A 14733-nucleotide genomic window follows, 5' to 3' on the forward strand; every position below is an offset into this window, starting at 1 on the left:
GTCCCCCCACGGGTCCGTTCGCGCCCTCAGGCTCGGGGACGGCTGCCGAACACAACCACACCCCGGGGTGCCGGCGGGGTGCTTCGAGGAGAGGACTAAACCAGCACGGGAGGTTTTGCCCGGCGTCAGTGCGAGACGCCTCGTCGAAACTCGCTCACGCAGCCAGGATCTACCTGACTGGCAGCGGTCAGGTCGTTCAGGATCGCGGTCTCCTTGGTCACGGCCCCAACCCTGTTCTGCGCAACGACGACGCAGGCTGGCGGATAGGCAAGCGACGCAAGGGGATCCGGTTCGGATCCAACGAAAGGCGGAGCGGCGACCGACCGGTACGCCCTCACATGCCGCCGAGAGCGCGCATTCGAGGTGCGTCTATCCGCCGCGATCCGGCTCGGACCGATGGCACTCTTCCGCCGCCTGCTTCGCGCCGTTACCCGGAGTCCGCTGCGGCACCCTGCGGATCGAGGACATGCGCGACCCTCTCAATTGACTGCTACGGCTGCGATCGCTCGAGGTGTGGGGCGCTGGCGTGGGCAGGCTTCTCAGAGTCGTGTTGCTGGCGGTGTGCGAGGACTTCGCCCATGTGGGCCTGGGCCCAGTGGCGCAGGTCGCGGGTGAGGTGGTGGAGCGAGATGCCGAGGTCGGTCAGGGCGTAGGTGACGGTGACGGGCACGGTTGGGGTGACGGTGCGGGTGAGCAGTCCGTCGTGTTCGAGGGCTCGCAGGGTCTGAGTGAGCATCTTCTGGCTGACCCCGGCCAGCCGGCGCGAGAGCTCGGAGTAGCGCAGGGCTTGGACGGCGTCGAGCCCGCCGGGTCGTCCCGGCGCATCGGACTGTCCCGGCTCTGGCGCCTCGTTGCCCGCATCGCCACCCAAGGCGCAAAGGATGAGCACGACCCACTTGTTCGAGATTCGGTCGAGCAGCTGACGGCTGGGGCAGGCCGCGAAGAAGGCGTTGTACTCCGCCTTGGCCTGCTCCCGCTGCGCGGTCTTGGTGGTGGTCACTGTTCCCGACCTTTCATGGACGGTGCGTTACGCACTCCAAGGTGCCTACTTCCCGTGGGGAAGTAACGCTCCAATACTGATGCGCAGTGGCTGATCACGCCACCCCCTGCGTGGAACGAAAGGCATCTCGATGAATATCACCTCCACCCTTCCCGGCGGCAGCTGGACCCTGGGCGACGACACTGTCGCCCGTTTCGGGTACGGCGCGATGCAACTGGCCGGTCCGTGGGTCATGGGACCTCCCGCTGACCGCGGCGGCGCTCTGGCCGTGCTGCAGGCGGCGGTCGCGGCCGGGATCACCCACATCGACACCAGCGACGCCTACGGGCCGCGGTTCACCAACCAGCTGATCCACGAGGCCCTGCACCCGTACCCGGAGTCGCTGTTGATCGCCACCAAGGTGGGCGCGAACCGTGACGAGGAGGGTGGATGGCCAGTCGCGCGACACCCCCAGGACCTGCGTCAGCAGGTCCACGAGAACCTGGAGTCGCTCGGCGTCGAGGTGCTCGACCTGGTCAACATGCGCATGGGCGACGCCCAAGGCCCTCAGGTCGGTCCGATCGCTGAGGCGTTCGGCACGCTCGTCGAGCTTCAGAAGGAGGGCTTGATTCGCCACCTCGGGGTCAGCAACGTGACCGCCGAGCAGGTCGGCGAGGCACGCAGTATCGGCGAGATCGTGTGCGTGCAGAACATGTACAACCTCGCCCACCGTCACGACGACGAACTGATCGACCACCTCGCCGCCGACGGCATCGCCTACGTGCCGTTCTTCCCACTCGGGGGCTTCACGCCTCTGCAGTCCCAGGCCCTGTCCACCGTTGCCGACCGGGTCGGGACCACGCCGATGTCGGTCGCCCTTGCCTGGCTCCTGCGACGCTCACCGAACATCCTGCTCATCCCGGGCACTTCCTCGAGCGACCACCTGCACGAGAACATCGCCGGCGCCGGGACGGCTCTCTCCTCCCAGGACCTCGCCGACCTGGACAGCATCGCCAACTGAGTCCACAGATCCGACGTGATGAAGGCGCGTCCTTCCCCCGCGATCAGGCGTCGCCTCGCGGGGCCACCTGTCCCCCTCTGTATGACTGCGTAGTGGAAGGCGAGGTCCCCTTGCCTCCCGGGACCGTCGGACAAGCCAGGCTGCAGCAGCGTCAGCTGTCCAACTTTGGGGTGCGCCATCGCCCCGAGATGTCGAGAAAGATCCACGTTGCGGCGAGGAAGATCCAGGTCGCGATCCCGAAGATCGCTCCTCCTGGGACGTCGGCGACGTCGAAGGCGTCGACCACCGCCACTGACGCGCACACAAACGCGACGCCGGCTATCGCGACAGCGATCGGACGCCTGTACTTGACCACTGCACGAGCGTGACAGACGCGCGCCCCGTCCGCGGTGAGTTCGACCGTCCAGGCCGAGAGTTCTGCACCTAACGGGGTGCGTCTAACCGGCTCCCTTCTGTTGTCAACCTGCTGGTCTGAGGGAGTCGTCGCGGTGGGTCTTCCGGGTCGCCGTGGCCGGAGGTAGCGTCGGTTGCGCGGGTCCGGGAAGTGGCTGATCCGAAGTGTCGATGTGCGGGGGCAGGTCGACCGCGCTGGATTCTTGAGACGCCCCGCAGTGCCCTCCCGGACCCGTACCAACGTCGCGGCCAGTGGCCGCTGCGGCGTCCTTGACGAGCTGGTGGTAAATCGCGTCCGAGATCCTGCGCTTGAGGCACCGGATGGCCTCCAGCGACTTCTTTCCCTCGGCCCGCTTGCGTCTGTAGTAGACCCGACCCTCGGTGTCGAGCCGGATCTGGCTGATCGCGGCGATGTGGATCATGTGGTTCATCCGGCGGTTCCCGGCCCGGGATAGGCGATGCCGGTTCTGCTCCCCTGACGATGCGTCCAGGGGTGCGGTGCCGGTCCAGGACGCGAACCGATTGCGGTCGGCGAACCGCGCTACGTCGCCGACGTCGGCCAAGACCCGGGCGGCCACGACCGGGCCGACGCCATGGATGTCCATCAGCCGCGAACCCCGAGCGAGGACGATCGTCTTCAGCTCGGCGGTGGCCTTCTTGATCTTTGCCTCGACCGAGATCAGTTCGGCGAGCTCCTCGGCAGCGATCCGGCGCCGGGTCTTGCCCGCGATGTCGCGCGGACGGACGGTGGCCAGCATCGTCTTGGCCTGGCCGGTGGTGATGTCGCGTTTCGCTTGGCCAGGTAGGAGTTCGGCCAGCAGCGCCTGGAGCCGGTCGACGGTCTGGACCCGCCGCCGGGTCAGTGCTTCGCGGCGGTCCGCGAGCATCCGCAACGCTTCGAGCTCGCCATCGACCCGGAGGACTCGCAAGGTCTTGGTGCGGACCGCGACGATGGCGATCGAGTGCGCGTCACGGGCGTCGGTCTTGCGGTTGTGCCCGGTGTCGAAGAGCCTGACCCGGGCAGCAAGCTTGGCCGGCACGTCGACGACCTGCTCGCCGTCTTCGAGGAGTCGTTGTGCGAGCGGGCGTCCGACCCCGTTGGCGCCCTCGACCCCCCAGAGCCGGTCCGGCCAGGTCTTCGCGTACTTCCGCATCGCTGTGTAGCCGGCCTGGTCGGTGGTGAACCTCCCAGAGCCGAGCAGGTTCTCCTGCTGATCGACGACCTCGATCGTGGCCGACAGCTTGTGAGGATCGACCCCGATGATCACGTGCTCCGCCTGCTGTTCCATGTGTTGCTCCCGCCTGTGCTCGTTCCGATGTGGACGGCGAGGTGGGCATTGCTACTACGAGCTGGGCAGTCCCTTCTGGAGCCACGCCTCGTCAGCGGTGCCCGGCGGGTTGCAGACCGATAGAGAGCCACACCGACAAGCCGGTGGGCAGCCGCATAGAGAGCTTCCCGCCGGACACCTGGACCGAGTCTGGCCAGACACCGGCCCTACGGGAATCGTCTAGTAGCCGCCAATGCCCTACCAAGCCGGTTTAGGTCCGTCGGTGGAAGCGGACACCGCCGTCGGGGAGCCGCTCGGGCGAGTAGGTCGGGTCGTGGGCTCGATGGTGGTGGTGGGAGCAGAGCAGCATCCCGTCGGCCAGGTCGGTGCGGCCGCCGGCGGCCCAGGGGGTGCCAGCGTGATGAGCTTCGCACCACGGAGCCGGGATCCGGCAGCCCTCCGCGCGGCACTCGCGATCGGTCAAGGTCAGGGCGCGGCGTTGGGCTCGGGTGAAGAGACGCTGGGAGCGGCCGAGGTCGAGGACCTCACCCTTCCCGCCGAGGACGGCCGGGACGAGGTGGGCGGTGCAGGCCAGGCGACGGGCTTCGTCGGCGGTGATCCGGTCGAGCGAGTCGCCCGGTGCCGGGTTGCCGAGGGTGGCGGTGCCGAGCTCGGCGCGGAGCGACTCCAGCGACATGGTCACGACGAGGGTGGTGGCGTCGCCGCCGTGGATGGGGAGCCGGGTCGGGTCGAGGGTCTCCAGGAGCTGGCAGAACGCGCGGGCGGTCTTGCGGCCGTGCGGAGTCCGCCGCGCTTCGGCCGGCTCGGGGTCGGCGTCGTCGCGGCGGGGGTTGGTGAAGGCGTGCAGGTAGGTCGCGAGGCGGGCAGCGGAGGCGTCCGGGATCAGTCCGCTGATGCGAGTGGTCCCATCACCCAGCGGCCGCAGCCCGAGGCGCATCCGCTGGTGGGCGGAGGCTTCGAGGTCGGCCAGGTGGCGGGCCTCGGCGGCCTGGCGAGGTCGGGGGCGATGACGTCGAGGATCCGACGACCCAGGCGCCCCAGCTCGACCGGGTCGAAGCGGGCGGCGTACGCCACCAACGCGGCCTCGGCCCGGTCGACCACGCAGGCGTCGACGTCGGCCGGGAGCTCGGCGAGGGACGCCGCAATGGCCTGGGCCTGGTCGAGGTTCACCTCACCTTCACGGACCGCCGTTGCCAACACCGGACGGTCGGCCAACACCAACGCGAGGCGGAGGTCGGCAGCACAGTCACCACGACGACGCCGCGTCGCGGCTGCCGTCCATGCCCCGACGTCCCGCGCACCCGACTCCTCGGCCACGTCACCGGCGTCGGCGGTGACCCGCAGTCGCAGCTCGCCCACCCGGTCCTCGATCGCGGCCAGCTCAACCAGGGCGGACGCCTTGTCGGTGGTGGTCATGAACGCCGGGTTCACGTCGGCCACCGACTTCAGGGCACCGTCAATGACCTGGGTGGCGACCCGGATCGGGTGGTCCATGCGAGCCTCCGAGAGCTCCACAACGGTGCGGGATGATGCCCCAATTCTACTCGAACGCACGTTCGGACGCCCTAGGTCTTCCACAGGCTCACGGCAACTCAGACGGATGGCCACTCCCTCTGCCTTCCATGGCGTGTCCGAAGACCCGAGCGCCGAGCTCGTGCTGGTCGACCAACCACCGGGCCGCGTCGCGAGTTCCAGGAAGACTGCGGCGCCTTACTGGGGCGCGGAGCTGTTGAGGTCGGTAGGTCCGCCCGAGCCAGCGCGACAAGGCTGGTCGTCGTACCGCTCTCGGACGGCTCCAGGTCACGACCGCCATCGCCTGGCCGCCGCGCAGCACGTCGTCCGGCGTGGCCGGACTCGTGCGCACCGCAGCGCGTCGCGAGGAGGCCCTCGCCGACCCGCCGTCCTCGAGCGGTCGACGTTCGCCGTTCGTGCCGAGGCCGGGACCGCTCTCCCATTCTCCAGAACGTTGAGGGTTCGTTGAGGAACCGTCTTAGTCCTTGCGCCAACCCTGCTCCGCCGGCCCCGAGAACCTTGAGTCCCGGACGGGAGAGTTGCACTCATCAAGGCACCGCCACTGAGACGGACCGCCTCCCTCCCCAGCAAAGGACTCGGCCATGCGCAAGCTCACCACCGTCACCTCCACCAAGGTTCTCGCCTCCGTCGCCCTGGTCACCGGCGCTGCCGCCGTCGCCGGCCTCGGCACCTTCGGCGCGTTCACCTCCACCACCGCCGCCGCCCAGAACGTCGGCACCGGCACCGTGGCCATCTCCTCCGACAAGTCCGGCTCGCTCTCGGCCCCCGTCACGGGCATGGTCCCCGGCGACACCGTCGACCGCGCCATCAAGCTCACGAACACCGGCAGCGAGACCTTCGGCAACGTCTACCTCACCGCCACCGCGACCGGCGACCAGGTCCTCGTCGACCCCACCGCCGCCAACAGCCTCCGAGTGGCCATCGACTCCTGCGCGACCCCCTGGACCGCCAAGGCCGGCACCACCGAGCTCACCTGCGCCACCGCCCCCGTCAGCATCGTCGCCGAGAAGACCGTCGGCACCAGCGGCCTCGACCTGCCCAAGCTCACCGACGAGCTGAACGGCACCGCCAAGGCGGCCAACCTCCGCGTCCGCCTCGCGCTGCCCTACAACAAGACCGCCAACGACAACGCGCTGCAGGGCAAGACCGCTGCCCTGAACCTCACCTTCGACGCCACCCAGCGCGCGGGCCAGGCCCGCTGACCCAGCGGCATCGCCCGATCCCACGCGCACGTCGACCCGTCTCGGAGACCACCATGACCGCCCAGCCGACCCACCTCAGCACCGAGCCCGCCCGGGCCGGCGCCGGCGTACGCCGCGTCGTCCGGCTGGGACGGACGCTGGGTCGGACGCTGGTCGGCGGGCTCGGCAACCTGGTCTTGGTCGCGTGCCTGGTGGCGTTCCTCGGTCTCGCGGTCGGTCCGCACGTGTTCGGCTACCGCACGATGACCATGCTCACCGGCAGCATGGCGCCGGTCATCAGTCCCGGCGACGTCGCGGTCTCCTTCCCGAAGGCCACCCGGGATCTCGAGGTCGGCGACGTGATCAGCTACCAGATCCCCGTCGAGGACCACCGCGTCGAGACCCACCGCATCACCGAGGTCATCCACCGCGACGACGGCACCGTCGCCATCCGCACGAAGGGCGACGCCAACGCCGGCGTCGACCCCTGGACCGCCGAGGTCCGCGACGACACCGTGTACGTCACCCGCCACGTCATCCCCGAGGTCGGCAACGTCATCCGGGCGCTGCGCCACCCCTGGATCCAGCAGTACGGCCTCTGGCTCGCCCTCGGCGGCACGCTGCTGCTCGGGCTCTCCCGGATCTGGGCCGCCCCCGCGAAGGACGAGACCGAGCCCGAGCCGGCCGGCACCGACGCGCCGGTCGACGCCGTCTTCGAGGTCATCGTCCTGCACGAGGCCACCCTGCGCCGCCTGGCCGACGACGTCGAGGACGAGATCTTCGTCGACGGCTTCGCCAGCCGCTATCAGGAGCTGCTGCCGGCCCGCCTCGACCGGATCCAGCACGCCCTGGAGGCCGACGACCTCGAGCAGGCCGTCGACGCCACGCTCAGCCTGAAGGTCGCCTCCTCCACGGTCGGCACCCGGGAGCTGGCCGACCTCGCGGACTGCATCTTCGAGGACCTGCGCGCCGACGACCTCGCCGCGGCGCTGGCCAGCGCCCAGGTGCTGCCGACCGTTGCCGAGCGCGCCGACGCCGCCCTGGCGGCGTACCTCGACCGCCGCGGCCTGGCGACGGTCTGACCCCGGTCCGAGCAGGTCTTGCGCAAGCCTTGCGCCTGCGCACCGGGGCTTCTGGAGATCGCACCGCCAGACTGGGCTCACCACCAGACAGGAAGGACTCCGCAGCCATGAACCTCCCGCTCCGCCGCCTGATCGCGCTGCTGGTCGTCACCACCTGCCTGGTGGTGGTCCCGCAGCTCGCCGTCGCCGCGTTCTCCGGCCGCGCCACCAGCACGCAGACCGTCTCGACCGCGAGCCTGAGCCAGCCCACCTCGATCAGCGGCACCTGGGCCTGCGAGGCGCGGGTGTTCCTCGCCGACCGGGCCAGGGTCGCCACCACCGGCCTCGACGGCGGTGCCAACCCGGCCGGCACGGTCTACCGCTACGAGCTGCTCAACGGCAACCGGCTGATCAGCAGCGCCACGGCCACGTCGCCGACCGCCCCGGTCAGTCTCGAGGGCCAGCGCGAGGACTCCAGCCGCACCTGGACCGTCCGGGTCCGGCCCGAGCTCCGCTCGTGGAACACCCCGTGGACCGAGAGCACCTTCACCTGCCGAGCCCTGATCTCCACCGACGGCACCCTCTGAGCCCCACCCGGTCCGCCCATGTCGTACGGCGTGGGCGGACGAAACGTGCTGCGGGACCTACGGGCGGGTACGGCGCCCCGCGTGGAAGCCGGCGATCCCGGCGAGGACCGCCAGGCCCAGGCCGCCGACGACGGCGCCGAGCAGGAGCCGGCGCGGAGACAGCAACACGATCTGGCTCGAGTACGCGCCATCGTCCTCGAGGGGCGTGTAGGCGAGCCAGCCGAAGTCAGCGGGACCGTTCGCCGTCACCATTACGGCGACGCCCGTCACCAGCAGGACCAGTCCGACGACGGCCACCAGGAGGGGTCGCACGGCGTCAGCGTACGGTCGCCGACGTACTTTCGGACCCGGAACGAGGAGCGTGGATGTCGGTCACCGAGATCGAGGGCGAGGACTGGCGCAAGCGCGACCTGACCGGCGAGCTGTACGTCGACGTCCGCTTCCACGACGTCGACCTCGGACAGGTCGTCAGCCGGGGGGCGAGCTTCGACGGGTGCACCTTCGACGACGTCGACCTCAACGGCGCGGACCTCGCCGACACGGCCTTCACCGGCTGCCGCTTCCGACGCTCGTCGATGTTCTCGACCACGTTCACCCGGTGCAAGCTGACCGGGTCGGTCTTCGAGCGCTGCCGGATCTCGGGGCTGCGCGTCGACGGCGGCACCTGGGACTACGTCGCGATGCGCGGCGCCGACCTGCGCAAGAGCACCTTCGAGGGGGTCAGCCTCCGCGAGGCCGACCTCGCCGGAGCCCGGTTCGACGGCGCGACCCTGCGCGGGGTCGACCTGCTGGGCGCGACGCTGCACGAGGCGACCTTCACCAAGGCCGACCTGCGCGGCTCCAACCTGGTCTCGTTCGACCCGCGGGTGCTGATGCTCAAGGGCGCCGTCGTCGACCCCGAGCAGGCCGCCGTACTCGCCGAGAACCTCGGGCTGCGGGTCGAATCGCGCTGATCCCGCCTCAGCGTCGTCGCAGCACCGGCACCGCGACGCCGTCGCCGGCGTCCAGGTCGCCGTCGGCGTGGTCGTCGGGGAACGCCTCCAGCATGTCCTCGGGGTCGACGATGGTGACCTGGTGCCCGTCCAGCACGAGGCGACGCACCGCCTCGATCAGCATCCGGCGACCGATGTCGCGGACCTCGTGCACCCGGGTCAGGTCGAGGACGACCGTGGACTCGGTCGGGGGCTCGTCCGCGAGGTAGCGCAGCACCCGCTCCATGCCCACGAAGTTGACCGAGCCCTGGAGCTCGTAGGTCCAGCCGTGACCGGGCCGGCCGCCGGGCAGAGCGGTGCGGCCGCGGACCAGCGAGCGGGCCGGTGGCGGCACCTCCATCAGGTGCATGCCCATGTCGCGGGAGAGCCGCTCGAAGACCTGCACGCCGCGCACGGAGTTGCCGTGCCGGTCGAGGCGCGGCGAGAACGTCGCCAGGCCGGCCTGCCCGGGGAGGGCGCCGATCAGCCCGCCGGCGACCCCGCTCTTCGCGGGGATCCCGACGCTGGAGAACCAGTCGCCGGCGGCGTCGTACATCCCGCAGGTCGCCATCACCGCCATCACCTGCCGGGTCACCTCGTGCGGCACCACCCGCTGGCCGGTGACCGGCTGCACCCCACCGTTCGCGAGGGTGGCCGCCATCAGGGCCAGGTCCCGCACGGTGACCAGGACCGAGCACTGCCGGGTGTAGCCCTCGACCACCTCCTGTGCGTCCTCCTCGACGATGCCGTGGCTGCGCAGCATGAAGGCGATCGCCCGGTTGCGGTCGGCCGTCTCCAGCTCGGAGGTGAAGACCTCCTCGTCCACCTCCAGCTCGCGCCCGGCGAACGCCGAGAACCCGCGGCGGACCGTCTCGTCGTCGATCAGCGCGTGCACCGTCAGCGCCCCGGCGTTGATCATCGGGTTGAGCGGGCGCCCGGTGTCGACCTCCAGCGACAGCTCGTTGAACGCGTCCCCCGACGGCTCCACACCGACCTTCTCCAGCACCCGGTCGAGGCCGTGCTGCGCCAGGGCCAGCGCGTAGGCGAACGGCTTCGAGATCGACTGGATGGAGAACTCGACCTCGTCGTCGCCCACGCCGTACACGGTCCCGTCGACCGTCGCGAGCGCGAGCGCGAACCGGTCGGGGTCGGCCTCCGCGAGCTCGGGGATGTACGCCGCGAGCTCGCCGCTCCCGTCGGCTCCGCAGGTGTCGAGGACCTGGTTCAGGTAGTCCGGGATCGGTGAGCGCACCCGCACACCTCACCACAGCCGCCCTGCTGACACGATCGGTCCATGGCCTCGGCGACCGGCACGATCCTGACCCTCGGCGGTGGCGGCTTCTCGATGGAGCCGGAGAACCCCCTCCTCGACGACTTCCTGCTCTCGCTCGCCACTCGCCGCCGCGGCGCCGCGGGCCGCGCGAAGGTCTGCTTCGTGCCGACGGCGAGCGGCGACGCGGAGGAGTACGGCGACCGCTTCGTCGAGGCGTTCGCCGAGCGGGCCGAGACCACCCAGCTGCGTCTGTTCCACCTCCACGAGCTCGAGGGCCGCAGCGTGCGCGAGCACCTGCTCGCGCAGGACGTCGTGTACGTCGGCGGCGGCAGCACCGCCAACCTGCTCGCGATCTGGCGGCTGCACGGGCTCGACGAGATCCTGCGCGACGCACTCGCCGACGGGGTGGTGCTCGCCGGGATCAGCGCGGGCATGAACTGCTGGTTCCAGGGCTCGGTCACCGACTCGTTCGGCCCGCTCGCGGCCCTGCCGGACGGGCTCGGACTCCTCCCCGGCAGCGCCTGCCCGCACTACGACGGCGAGGAGGAGCGGCGGCCGGCGTACCTCGACCTGGTGGGCAGCGGCGTGCTGCCCGACGGCTACGCGGCCGAGGACGGCTGCGCGCTGCTCTTCCGCGACGGCGAGCTGGTCGAGGCCGTCTCGTCGCGGCCGGGCGCCGGCGCGTACCGCGTGCACCTGGCCGGCGGCGGCCTCGACGCCGTCGACGGGATGCAGGCGCCGACGGTCGCCGAGAGCCCGCTCGAGGTGCGCTTCCTGGGCTGAGCGATGAGCCCGGGCGGCGCCGGCGGTCTACCCGTCATGACCATCGGGACCATCGACCTCCGCTTCGGCGACCCCTCGGCGACCGCGCCCACCTGGACGGCCGTGGAGCGGCAGCTCGCCGAGGCCGAGCTCTACTGGCTGACCACCGTCCGCGCCGACGGCCGCCCGCACGTGACGCCGCTGGTCGGCGTCTGGCACGACGCGGCCTTCGCGTTCTGCACGGGCGTGGGCGAGCAGAAGCACGTCAACCTCGCCACCTCGCCGCTCGTCGCCGTCACCACCGGCACGCCGACCTGGACCGACGGCACCGACCTCGTCATCGAGGGCCGGGCCGAGCGCGTGCTCGGGCGGGACGCGCTGGCCCCGCTCGCCGCGGCGTGGCGCTCGAAGTACGGCGCCGACTGGGCCTGGGAGGCGGGCGACGAGACGTTCACCAGCGAGCACGGCGACCGGCCGTGGGTCTACGTCGTCCGCCCGGCCAAGGTGATCGCGTTCGGCAAGGACCCGCACAGCCAGACGACGTACCGGCCCTAGGAGTCTGCTGAACCATCCGGCCGGCTACGCGCCGCGATGAACGCACGCCGGCTGCGTTGTCGCCACTCGACGCACGCCCAGTGTGCCTTCGCGCCTCCGCCTTGCCGGCGCACGTCCCTCACGACGCTCGCTTCGACCGCCTTGTTCAGCAGACTCCTAGGAGTCTGCTGAACCATCCGGCCGTCGACGCGCATCCGGCCGAACGGCTCCGCCGATCCCCCGCGCCGTCGATGCTGTACCCGTGAACCTCCGCCTCCGGCCCCCCGCGGCCGCCCTCGCCCTGCTCGCCACCGCCGTCCTCACCGCCTGCTCGGCCTCGGTGTCGGTCGGCGACGCCGACGCCGTCTCCGCCGAGAAGCTGGAGCAGGCCATCGCCAGCAAGATCACCGTCGACGGCGGCGAGGGCGACCTCGAGTCCGCCGGCATCGACCTCACCTGCGACGACGAGCTGCCGGCCGAGGTCGACGCGAGCGTGGACTGCTTCGGCACCGACGCGGACGGGGGCGTCACCGGCTTCCGGCCCGTCGTGACGGCCGTCGACGGCACGGACGTCGAGTTCGACGCGGGCCTGTTCCTGCCTGGCGACACCCTCGCCGAGCAGGTCGGCGCGCAGCTGGCGGAGCAGGGCTACACGGTCGAGTCGCTGGACTGCGAGGAGGTCGACGGCGAGGTCGGTGCCACGTCCACCTGCACCGCCCAGGTCGAGGGCGCGGCCGAGCCCGACGAGCTCGCGATCACCATCGAGGAGGTCGACGGGCTCCGGTTCCGGTTCGGCTACGAGGTCGCCGGCTGAGCGGAGCCCTCCGCCGCCACGTGCTCCGCGGCCAGGAAGGACAGCCCGAGCGCCGGCAGCAGCCCGTTGCCGGCGAGGTAGCCCGCGGCCCCGTGCCCCGAGATGCCGGCGGCGGCGCCGCCCGCGGCGTACAGCCCGGTCACCGGCGTGCCGTCCTGGCGCAGCACCCGCGCGTGCTCGTCGACGACCAGCCCGCCCTGGGTGTGAAACAGCGCGGGGGTGACGGGGACGGCGCGGTACGGCGCCCGCAGCGGCGCCTCCCAGCGGCTCCGGTCGTGCTGGTCGGCCGCCTCGCCCTCGGCGGCGGCCCGGGCGGCCTCGAGGGTCGCGGCCAGCACGTCGGCGTCGAGGTCGGTCGTCGCGGCCAGCTCGGCCACGTCGGCCGCGGTGCGGGTCACGCCGGACTCCACGGTGTCGCGGTAGTCGGTGAACGACAGGCAGGCCTCGTGGATCCGCTCGTCGAGCACGATCCACCCGCGCCCGCCCTCGGCGGACTGCAGCGCCGCGGCGTACTCGGAGTAGCCGGTCGTCTCGTCGCCGAAGCGGCGGCCGGACAGGTCGACCACCACGGCGCCGTGCATGACGGTCGCCCAGCCGGCGAGGGTCGCCGCCGGGGTGAGCGCCGCGTGCCCCTGGTAGGCGTCGAGGTACGCCGTCGCCGCGCCCAGCCGCTCCCCCAGCCGCAGCGCGTCGCCGGTGGAGCCCTCGCTGCCGTGGTACGTCGCCCCCGCGATCTCGGGCAGGTGCCGGGCCACCAGCTCGCGGTCGGCGCCGAAGCCGTTGGTGGCCAGCAGCACGGCCCGGGTCGGGATCCACTCCTCGCCGTTCGGCGTCTCGACCAGCACCCGGCGTACCTCGCCGTCGCTGACGTCGACGTCGCTCAGCCGGGCCGGGACCATCAGGTCGATCAGGTCCGTGGACCGCACCGCGCGCAGGATGTCGGCGAGCATCGCCTGGCCGGCGCGGCCCGGCACGGTGTGACAGCGGTACGCCGAGTGCCCCGGGTAGCCGAAGTCGGTCACCAGGGACAGCGACAGGCCCACGTCGTCGGCCAGCCACTCCAGCAGCCGCGCGCTGACCCCGGCCAGGGCGCCGGCCAGCCGCTCGTCGGCCTCGCCGTGCGTCTTGGCCCGGATGTCGGCGACGAACCGCTCGGGCGAGTCCTCGACCCCCGCCTCGCGCTGCCATCGGGTGCCCGCGCCGGGCACCATCGCGGTCGACATCGCGGTGTTGTTGCCCCGGGCGAAGTGCTCGTTGCGCTCCACGACCAGCACGCTCAGCCCGAGCGAGGCCGCGCGCAGCGCGGCGACCAGCCCGCCGCCCGCACCGGCGACGACCAGGTCGGGCCCCTCGACGTCGCTCATCCGCGCGCCCCCGTCACCGCGCCGCGGTGGGCGAGCATCGCCAGCGCCGCCGCCGTCGGGTCGAGGAGGTACGGCGCCCTCGGCTGCTCGGCCACCTCGACGGCCGAGCAGGCGTTGAGGACGAAGTCGCAGTCGAGTCCCTGGACGGTCCGCTCGACAGCGGCCGCCCAGACGGCGTCGTCGGCGATGTCCTCCACGCTCAGGTCGAGCACGGCGGTCGGCGCGACCGTCGGCACGCCGTACGACGCGAGGCGCCGGTCCAGCTCGGCGGCGATCGCGGCGTTGCGGGCCACCGCCGCGAGCCGGGCGCCCTGCCCGGCGACGAACGCGGCGGCGAGCCGGCCGATGCCGAAGACCGGCCGGCCCAGGCCGTGGTCGCCGTCGGAGAGCGGGTCGAGCACGCAGTCGGGCAGGAAGCCGTCCCAGTCCGCCGACTCGACCTCCCGGTAGCGGGCCAGCAGCGCCTCCTCGCTGGCGCGCACGTCGGCCTCGGTCTCCAGCGCCCGCGGGAGGGCGATGCCCGACCCGAGGTGCTCCAGCACGACGGTGACGCCAGCGGGCGCGAGCTCGTCGTAGCGCCACTGGCGACGGGCCAGCTCGGCGTCGTCGACCGTGATCGGGGTGATGGCAAGCAGCCGCATCAGGTGCGGTCCTCCTCGAGTCGGTGCGCCTCGGGCCCGAGGCCCAGCGCGCGGGGGTCGTTGGGGTGCGCGGCGAGGGCGTGCACCTCGATGTCCATCCAGGGGTGGAGCGGCAGGGACGTCAGGCAGTCGTGCAGCTCGGTCGCGTCGGCGACGTCGTACAGGCTCCAGTTGGCCCAGCGGCCCGGCACCCGCCAGAGCCGGCGGAGCCGACCGGCCGCGGCCAGCCGCTGCCCCTGCTCGAGCTCGCGCTCGAAGATCTCCGCGCGGCGCTCCTCGGGCTCGTCCGGCGGCCAGACGATCTCGATGTGGACCAGGAACTCGGCCATC

General features: G+C 71.8%; 18 protein-coding genes. 8 read left to right on the forward strand and 10 right to left on the reverse strand.

What is annotated here, in order from left to right:
* Window positions 1-490 precede the first annotated feature (490 nt).
* Window positions 491-1000 (reverse strand): helix-turn-helix domain-containing protein, encoded by a 510-nt coding sequence (locus MUB56_RS03055; RefSeq protein WP_244930446.1) that lies wholly within the window; start codon window positions 998-1000, stop codon window positions 491-493.
* A gap of 130 nt (window positions 1001-1130) precedes the next feature.
* Here MUB56_RS03055 and MUB56_RS03060 point away from each other — a divergent pair, with 130 nt between their 5' ends.
* Window positions 1131-2000 carry an oxidoreductase gene (locus MUB56_RS03060; protein ID WP_244930447.1) on the forward strand — a complete coding sequence of 290 codons (870 nt, stop codon included), beginning with the start codon at window positions 1131-1133 and terminating at the stop codon, window positions 1998-2000.
* 151 nt (window positions 2001-2151) lie between these two features.
* Here the strand turns inward: MUB56_RS03060 and MUB56_RS03065 are convergent, their stop codons facing one another.
* From MUB56_RS03065 to MUB56_RS25845, 4 genes are all read right to left on the reverse strand, one after another.
* Window positions 2152-2355, reverse strand: coding sequence for a hypothetical protein (locus tag MUB56_RS03065; RefSeq protein ID WP_244930448.1), 204 nt, complete (start codon window positions 2353-2355; stop codon window positions 2152-2154).
* Window positions 2356-2458: 103 nt separating this feature from the next.
* On the reverse strand, window positions 2459-3682 hold the full coding sequence (locus tag MUB56_RS03070) for an IS110 family transposase (protein WP_244930356.1): 1224 nt from the start codon (window positions 3680-3682) through the stop codon (window positions 2459-2461).
* Between the two features lie 250 nt (window positions 3683-3932).
* Entirely contained in the window at window positions 3933-4619 is a 687-nt protein-coding gene (locus MUB56_RS25840; RefSeq protein ID WP_280637354.1) for an HNH endonuclease signature motif containing protein, read from the reverse strand.
* Window positions 4565-5176: a DUF222 domain-containing protein gene (locus MUB56_RS25845; protein ID WP_280637355.1), complete on the reverse strand. Its 612-nt coding sequence runs from the start codon at window positions 5174-5176 to the stop codon at window positions 4565-4567. The genes MUB56_RS25840 and MUB56_RS25845 overlap by 55 nt, the downstream gene beginning before the upstream one ends.
* A gap of 620 nt (window positions 5177-5796) precedes the next feature.
* Here MUB56_RS25845 and MUB56_RS03080 point away from each other — a divergent pair.
* From MUB56_RS03080 to MUB56_RS03090, 3 genes are all read left to right on the forward strand, one after another.
* The gene (locus MUB56_RS03080) at window positions 5797-6417 is read left to right on the forward strand and encodes a CalY family protein (protein ID WP_244930449.1); all 621 of its coding nucleotides are present in this window, start codon (window positions 5797-5799) and stop codon (window positions 6415-6417) included.
* A gap of 53 nt (window positions 6418-6470) precedes the next feature.
* Window positions 6471-7478, forward strand: coding sequence for a hypothetical protein (locus tag MUB56_RS03085; RefSeq protein WP_244930450.1), 1008 nt, complete (start codon window positions 6471-6473; stop codon window positions 7476-7478).
* Window positions 7479-7585: 107 nt separating this feature from the next.
* Window positions 7586-8044, forward strand: coding sequence for a hypothetical protein (locus tag MUB56_RS03090; protein WP_244930451.1), 459 nt, complete (start codon window positions 7586-7588; stop codon window positions 8042-8044).
* A 57-nt stretch (window positions 8045-8101) separates the two neighbouring features.
* Here MUB56_RS03090 and MUB56_RS03095 read toward each other — a convergent pair whose 3' ends face one another.
* Window positions 8102-8356, reverse strand: a complete 255-nt coding sequence (locus tag MUB56_RS03095; protein WP_244930452.1) for a hypothetical protein — start codon at window positions 8354-8356, stop codon at window positions 8102-8104.
* 53 nt (window positions 8357-8409) lie between these two features.
* Between MUB56_RS03095 and MUB56_RS03100 the strand changes: the two genes are divergently transcribed.
* On the forward strand, window positions 8410-8997 hold the full coding sequence (locus tag MUB56_RS03100) for a pentapeptide repeat-containing protein (RefSeq protein ID WP_244930453.1): 588 nt from the start codon (window positions 8410-8412) through the stop codon (window positions 8995-8997).
* A 7-nt stretch (window positions 8998-9004) separates the two neighbouring features.
* Here MUB56_RS03100 and MUB56_RS03105 read toward each other — a convergent pair whose 3' ends face one another.
* Window positions 9005-10267 (reverse strand): glutaminase, encoded by a 1263-nt coding sequence (locus MUB56_RS03105; RefSeq protein WP_244930454.1) that lies wholly within the window; start codon window positions 10265-10267, stop codon window positions 9005-9007.
* A 42-nt stretch (window positions 10268-10309) separates the two neighbouring features.
* On the opposite strand from MUB56_RS03105, the gene MUB56_RS03110 reads away from it, so the two are divergent.
* The 3 genes from MUB56_RS03110 to MUB56_RS03120 all read left to right on the forward strand — a co-directional run bounded on the left by MUB56_RS03110 (window position 10310) and on the right by MUB56_RS03120 (window position 12398).
* Window positions 10310-11071: a peptidase E gene (locus tag MUB56_RS03110; protein WP_244930455.1), complete on the forward strand. Its 762-nt coding sequence runs from the start codon at window positions 10310-10312 to the stop codon at window positions 11069-11071.
* Between the two features lie 36 nt (window positions 11072-11107).
* Entirely contained in the window at window positions 11108-11605 is a 498-nt protein-coding gene (locus MUB56_RS03115) for a pyridoxamine 5'-phosphate oxidase family protein (protein ID WP_244930456.1), read from the forward strand.
* A 241-nt stretch (window positions 11606-11846) separates the two neighbouring features.
* A complete protein-coding gene (locus MUB56_RS03120) occupies window positions 11847-12398 on the forward strand; it encodes a DUF4333 domain-containing protein (RefSeq protein ID WP_244930457.1) in 552 nt (183 codons plus the stop codon).
* Here the strand turns inward: MUB56_RS03120 and MUB56_RS03125 are convergent.
* The 3 genes from MUB56_RS03125 to MUB56_RS03135 are packed head-to-tail and all read right to left on the reverse strand — an operon-like array spanning window position 12380 to window position 14732.
* On the reverse strand, window positions 12380-13762 hold the full coding sequence (locus tag MUB56_RS03125) for an FAD-binding protein (RefSeq protein WP_244930458.1): 1383 nt from the start codon (window positions 13760-13762) through the stop codon (window positions 12380-12382). The genes MUB56_RS03120 and MUB56_RS03125 overlap by 19 nt on opposite strands.
* On the reverse strand, window positions 13759-14403 hold the full coding sequence (locus tag MUB56_RS03130) for a hypothetical protein (RefSeq protein ID WP_244930459.1): 645 nt from the start codon (window positions 14401-14403) through the stop codon (window positions 13759-13761). The genes MUB56_RS03125 and MUB56_RS03130 overlap by 4 nt, the downstream gene beginning before the upstream one ends.
* Entirely contained in the window at window positions 14403-14732 is a 330-nt protein-coding gene (locus tag MUB56_RS03135) for a muconolactone Delta-isomerase family protein (protein WP_244930460.1), read from the reverse strand. Before MUB56_RS03135 ends, MUB56_RS03130 begins: the two co-directional genes overlap by 1 nt.
* Window position 14733 lies beyond the last annotated feature (1 nt).

This window comes from Nocardioides sp. W7 (assembly GCF_022919075.1).
Lineage (GTDB): Bacteria > Actinomycetota > Actinomycetes > Propionibacteriales > Nocardioidaceae > Nocardioides.

Coding starts and splice junctions, on each gene's coding strand:
- MUB56_RS03060 (WP_244930447.1), top strand. CDS start 1,131: ATGAATATCACCTCCACCCTTCCCGGCGGCAGCTGGACCCTGGGCGAC.
- MUB56_RS03070 (WP_244930356.1), bottom strand. CDS start 3,682: ATGGAACAGCAGGCGGAGCACGTGATCATCGGGGTCGATCCTCACAAG.
- MUB56_RS25840 (WP_280637354.1), bottom strand. CDS start 4,619: ATGCGCCTCGGGCTGCGGCCGCTGGGTGATGGGACCACTCGCATCAGC.
- MUB56_RS25845 (WP_280637355.1), bottom strand. CDS start 5,176: ATGGACCACCCGATCCGGGTCGCCACCCAGGTCATTGACGGTGCCCTG.
- MUB56_RS03080 (WP_244930449.1), top strand. CDS start 5,797: ATGCGCAAGCTCACCACCGTCACCTCCACCAAGGTTCTCGCCTCCGTC.
- MUB56_RS03085 (WP_244930450.1), top strand. CDS start 6,471: ATGACCGCCCAGCCGACCCACCTCAGCACCGAGCCCGCCCGGGCCGGC.
- MUB56_RS03090 (WP_244930451.1), top strand. CDS start 7,586: ATGAACCTCCCGCTCCGCCGCCTGATCGCGCTGCTGGTCGTCACCACC.
- MUB56_RS03100 (WP_244930453.1), top strand. CDS start 8,410: ATGTCGGTCACCGAGATCGAGGGCGAGGACTGGCGCAAGCGCGACCTG.
- MUB56_RS03110 (WP_244930455.1), top strand. CDS start 10,310: ATGGCCTCGGCGACCGGCACGATCCTGACCCTCGGCGGTGGCGGCTTC.
- MUB56_RS03115 (WP_244930456.1), top strand. CDS start 11,108: ATGACCATCGGGACCATCGACCTCCGCTTCGGCGACCCCTCGGCGACC.
- MUB56_RS03125 (WP_244930458.1), bottom strand. CDS start 13,762: ATGAGCGACGTCGAGGGGCCCGACCTGGTCGTCGCCGGTGCGGGCGGC.
- MUB56_RS03130 (WP_244930459.1), bottom strand. CDS start 14,403: ATGCGGCTGCTTGCCATCACCCCGATCACGGTCGACGACGCCGAGCTG.
- MUB56_RS03135 (WP_244930460.1), bottom strand. CDS start 14,732: ATGGCCGAGTTCCTGGTCCACATCGAGATCGTCTGGCCGCCGGACGAG.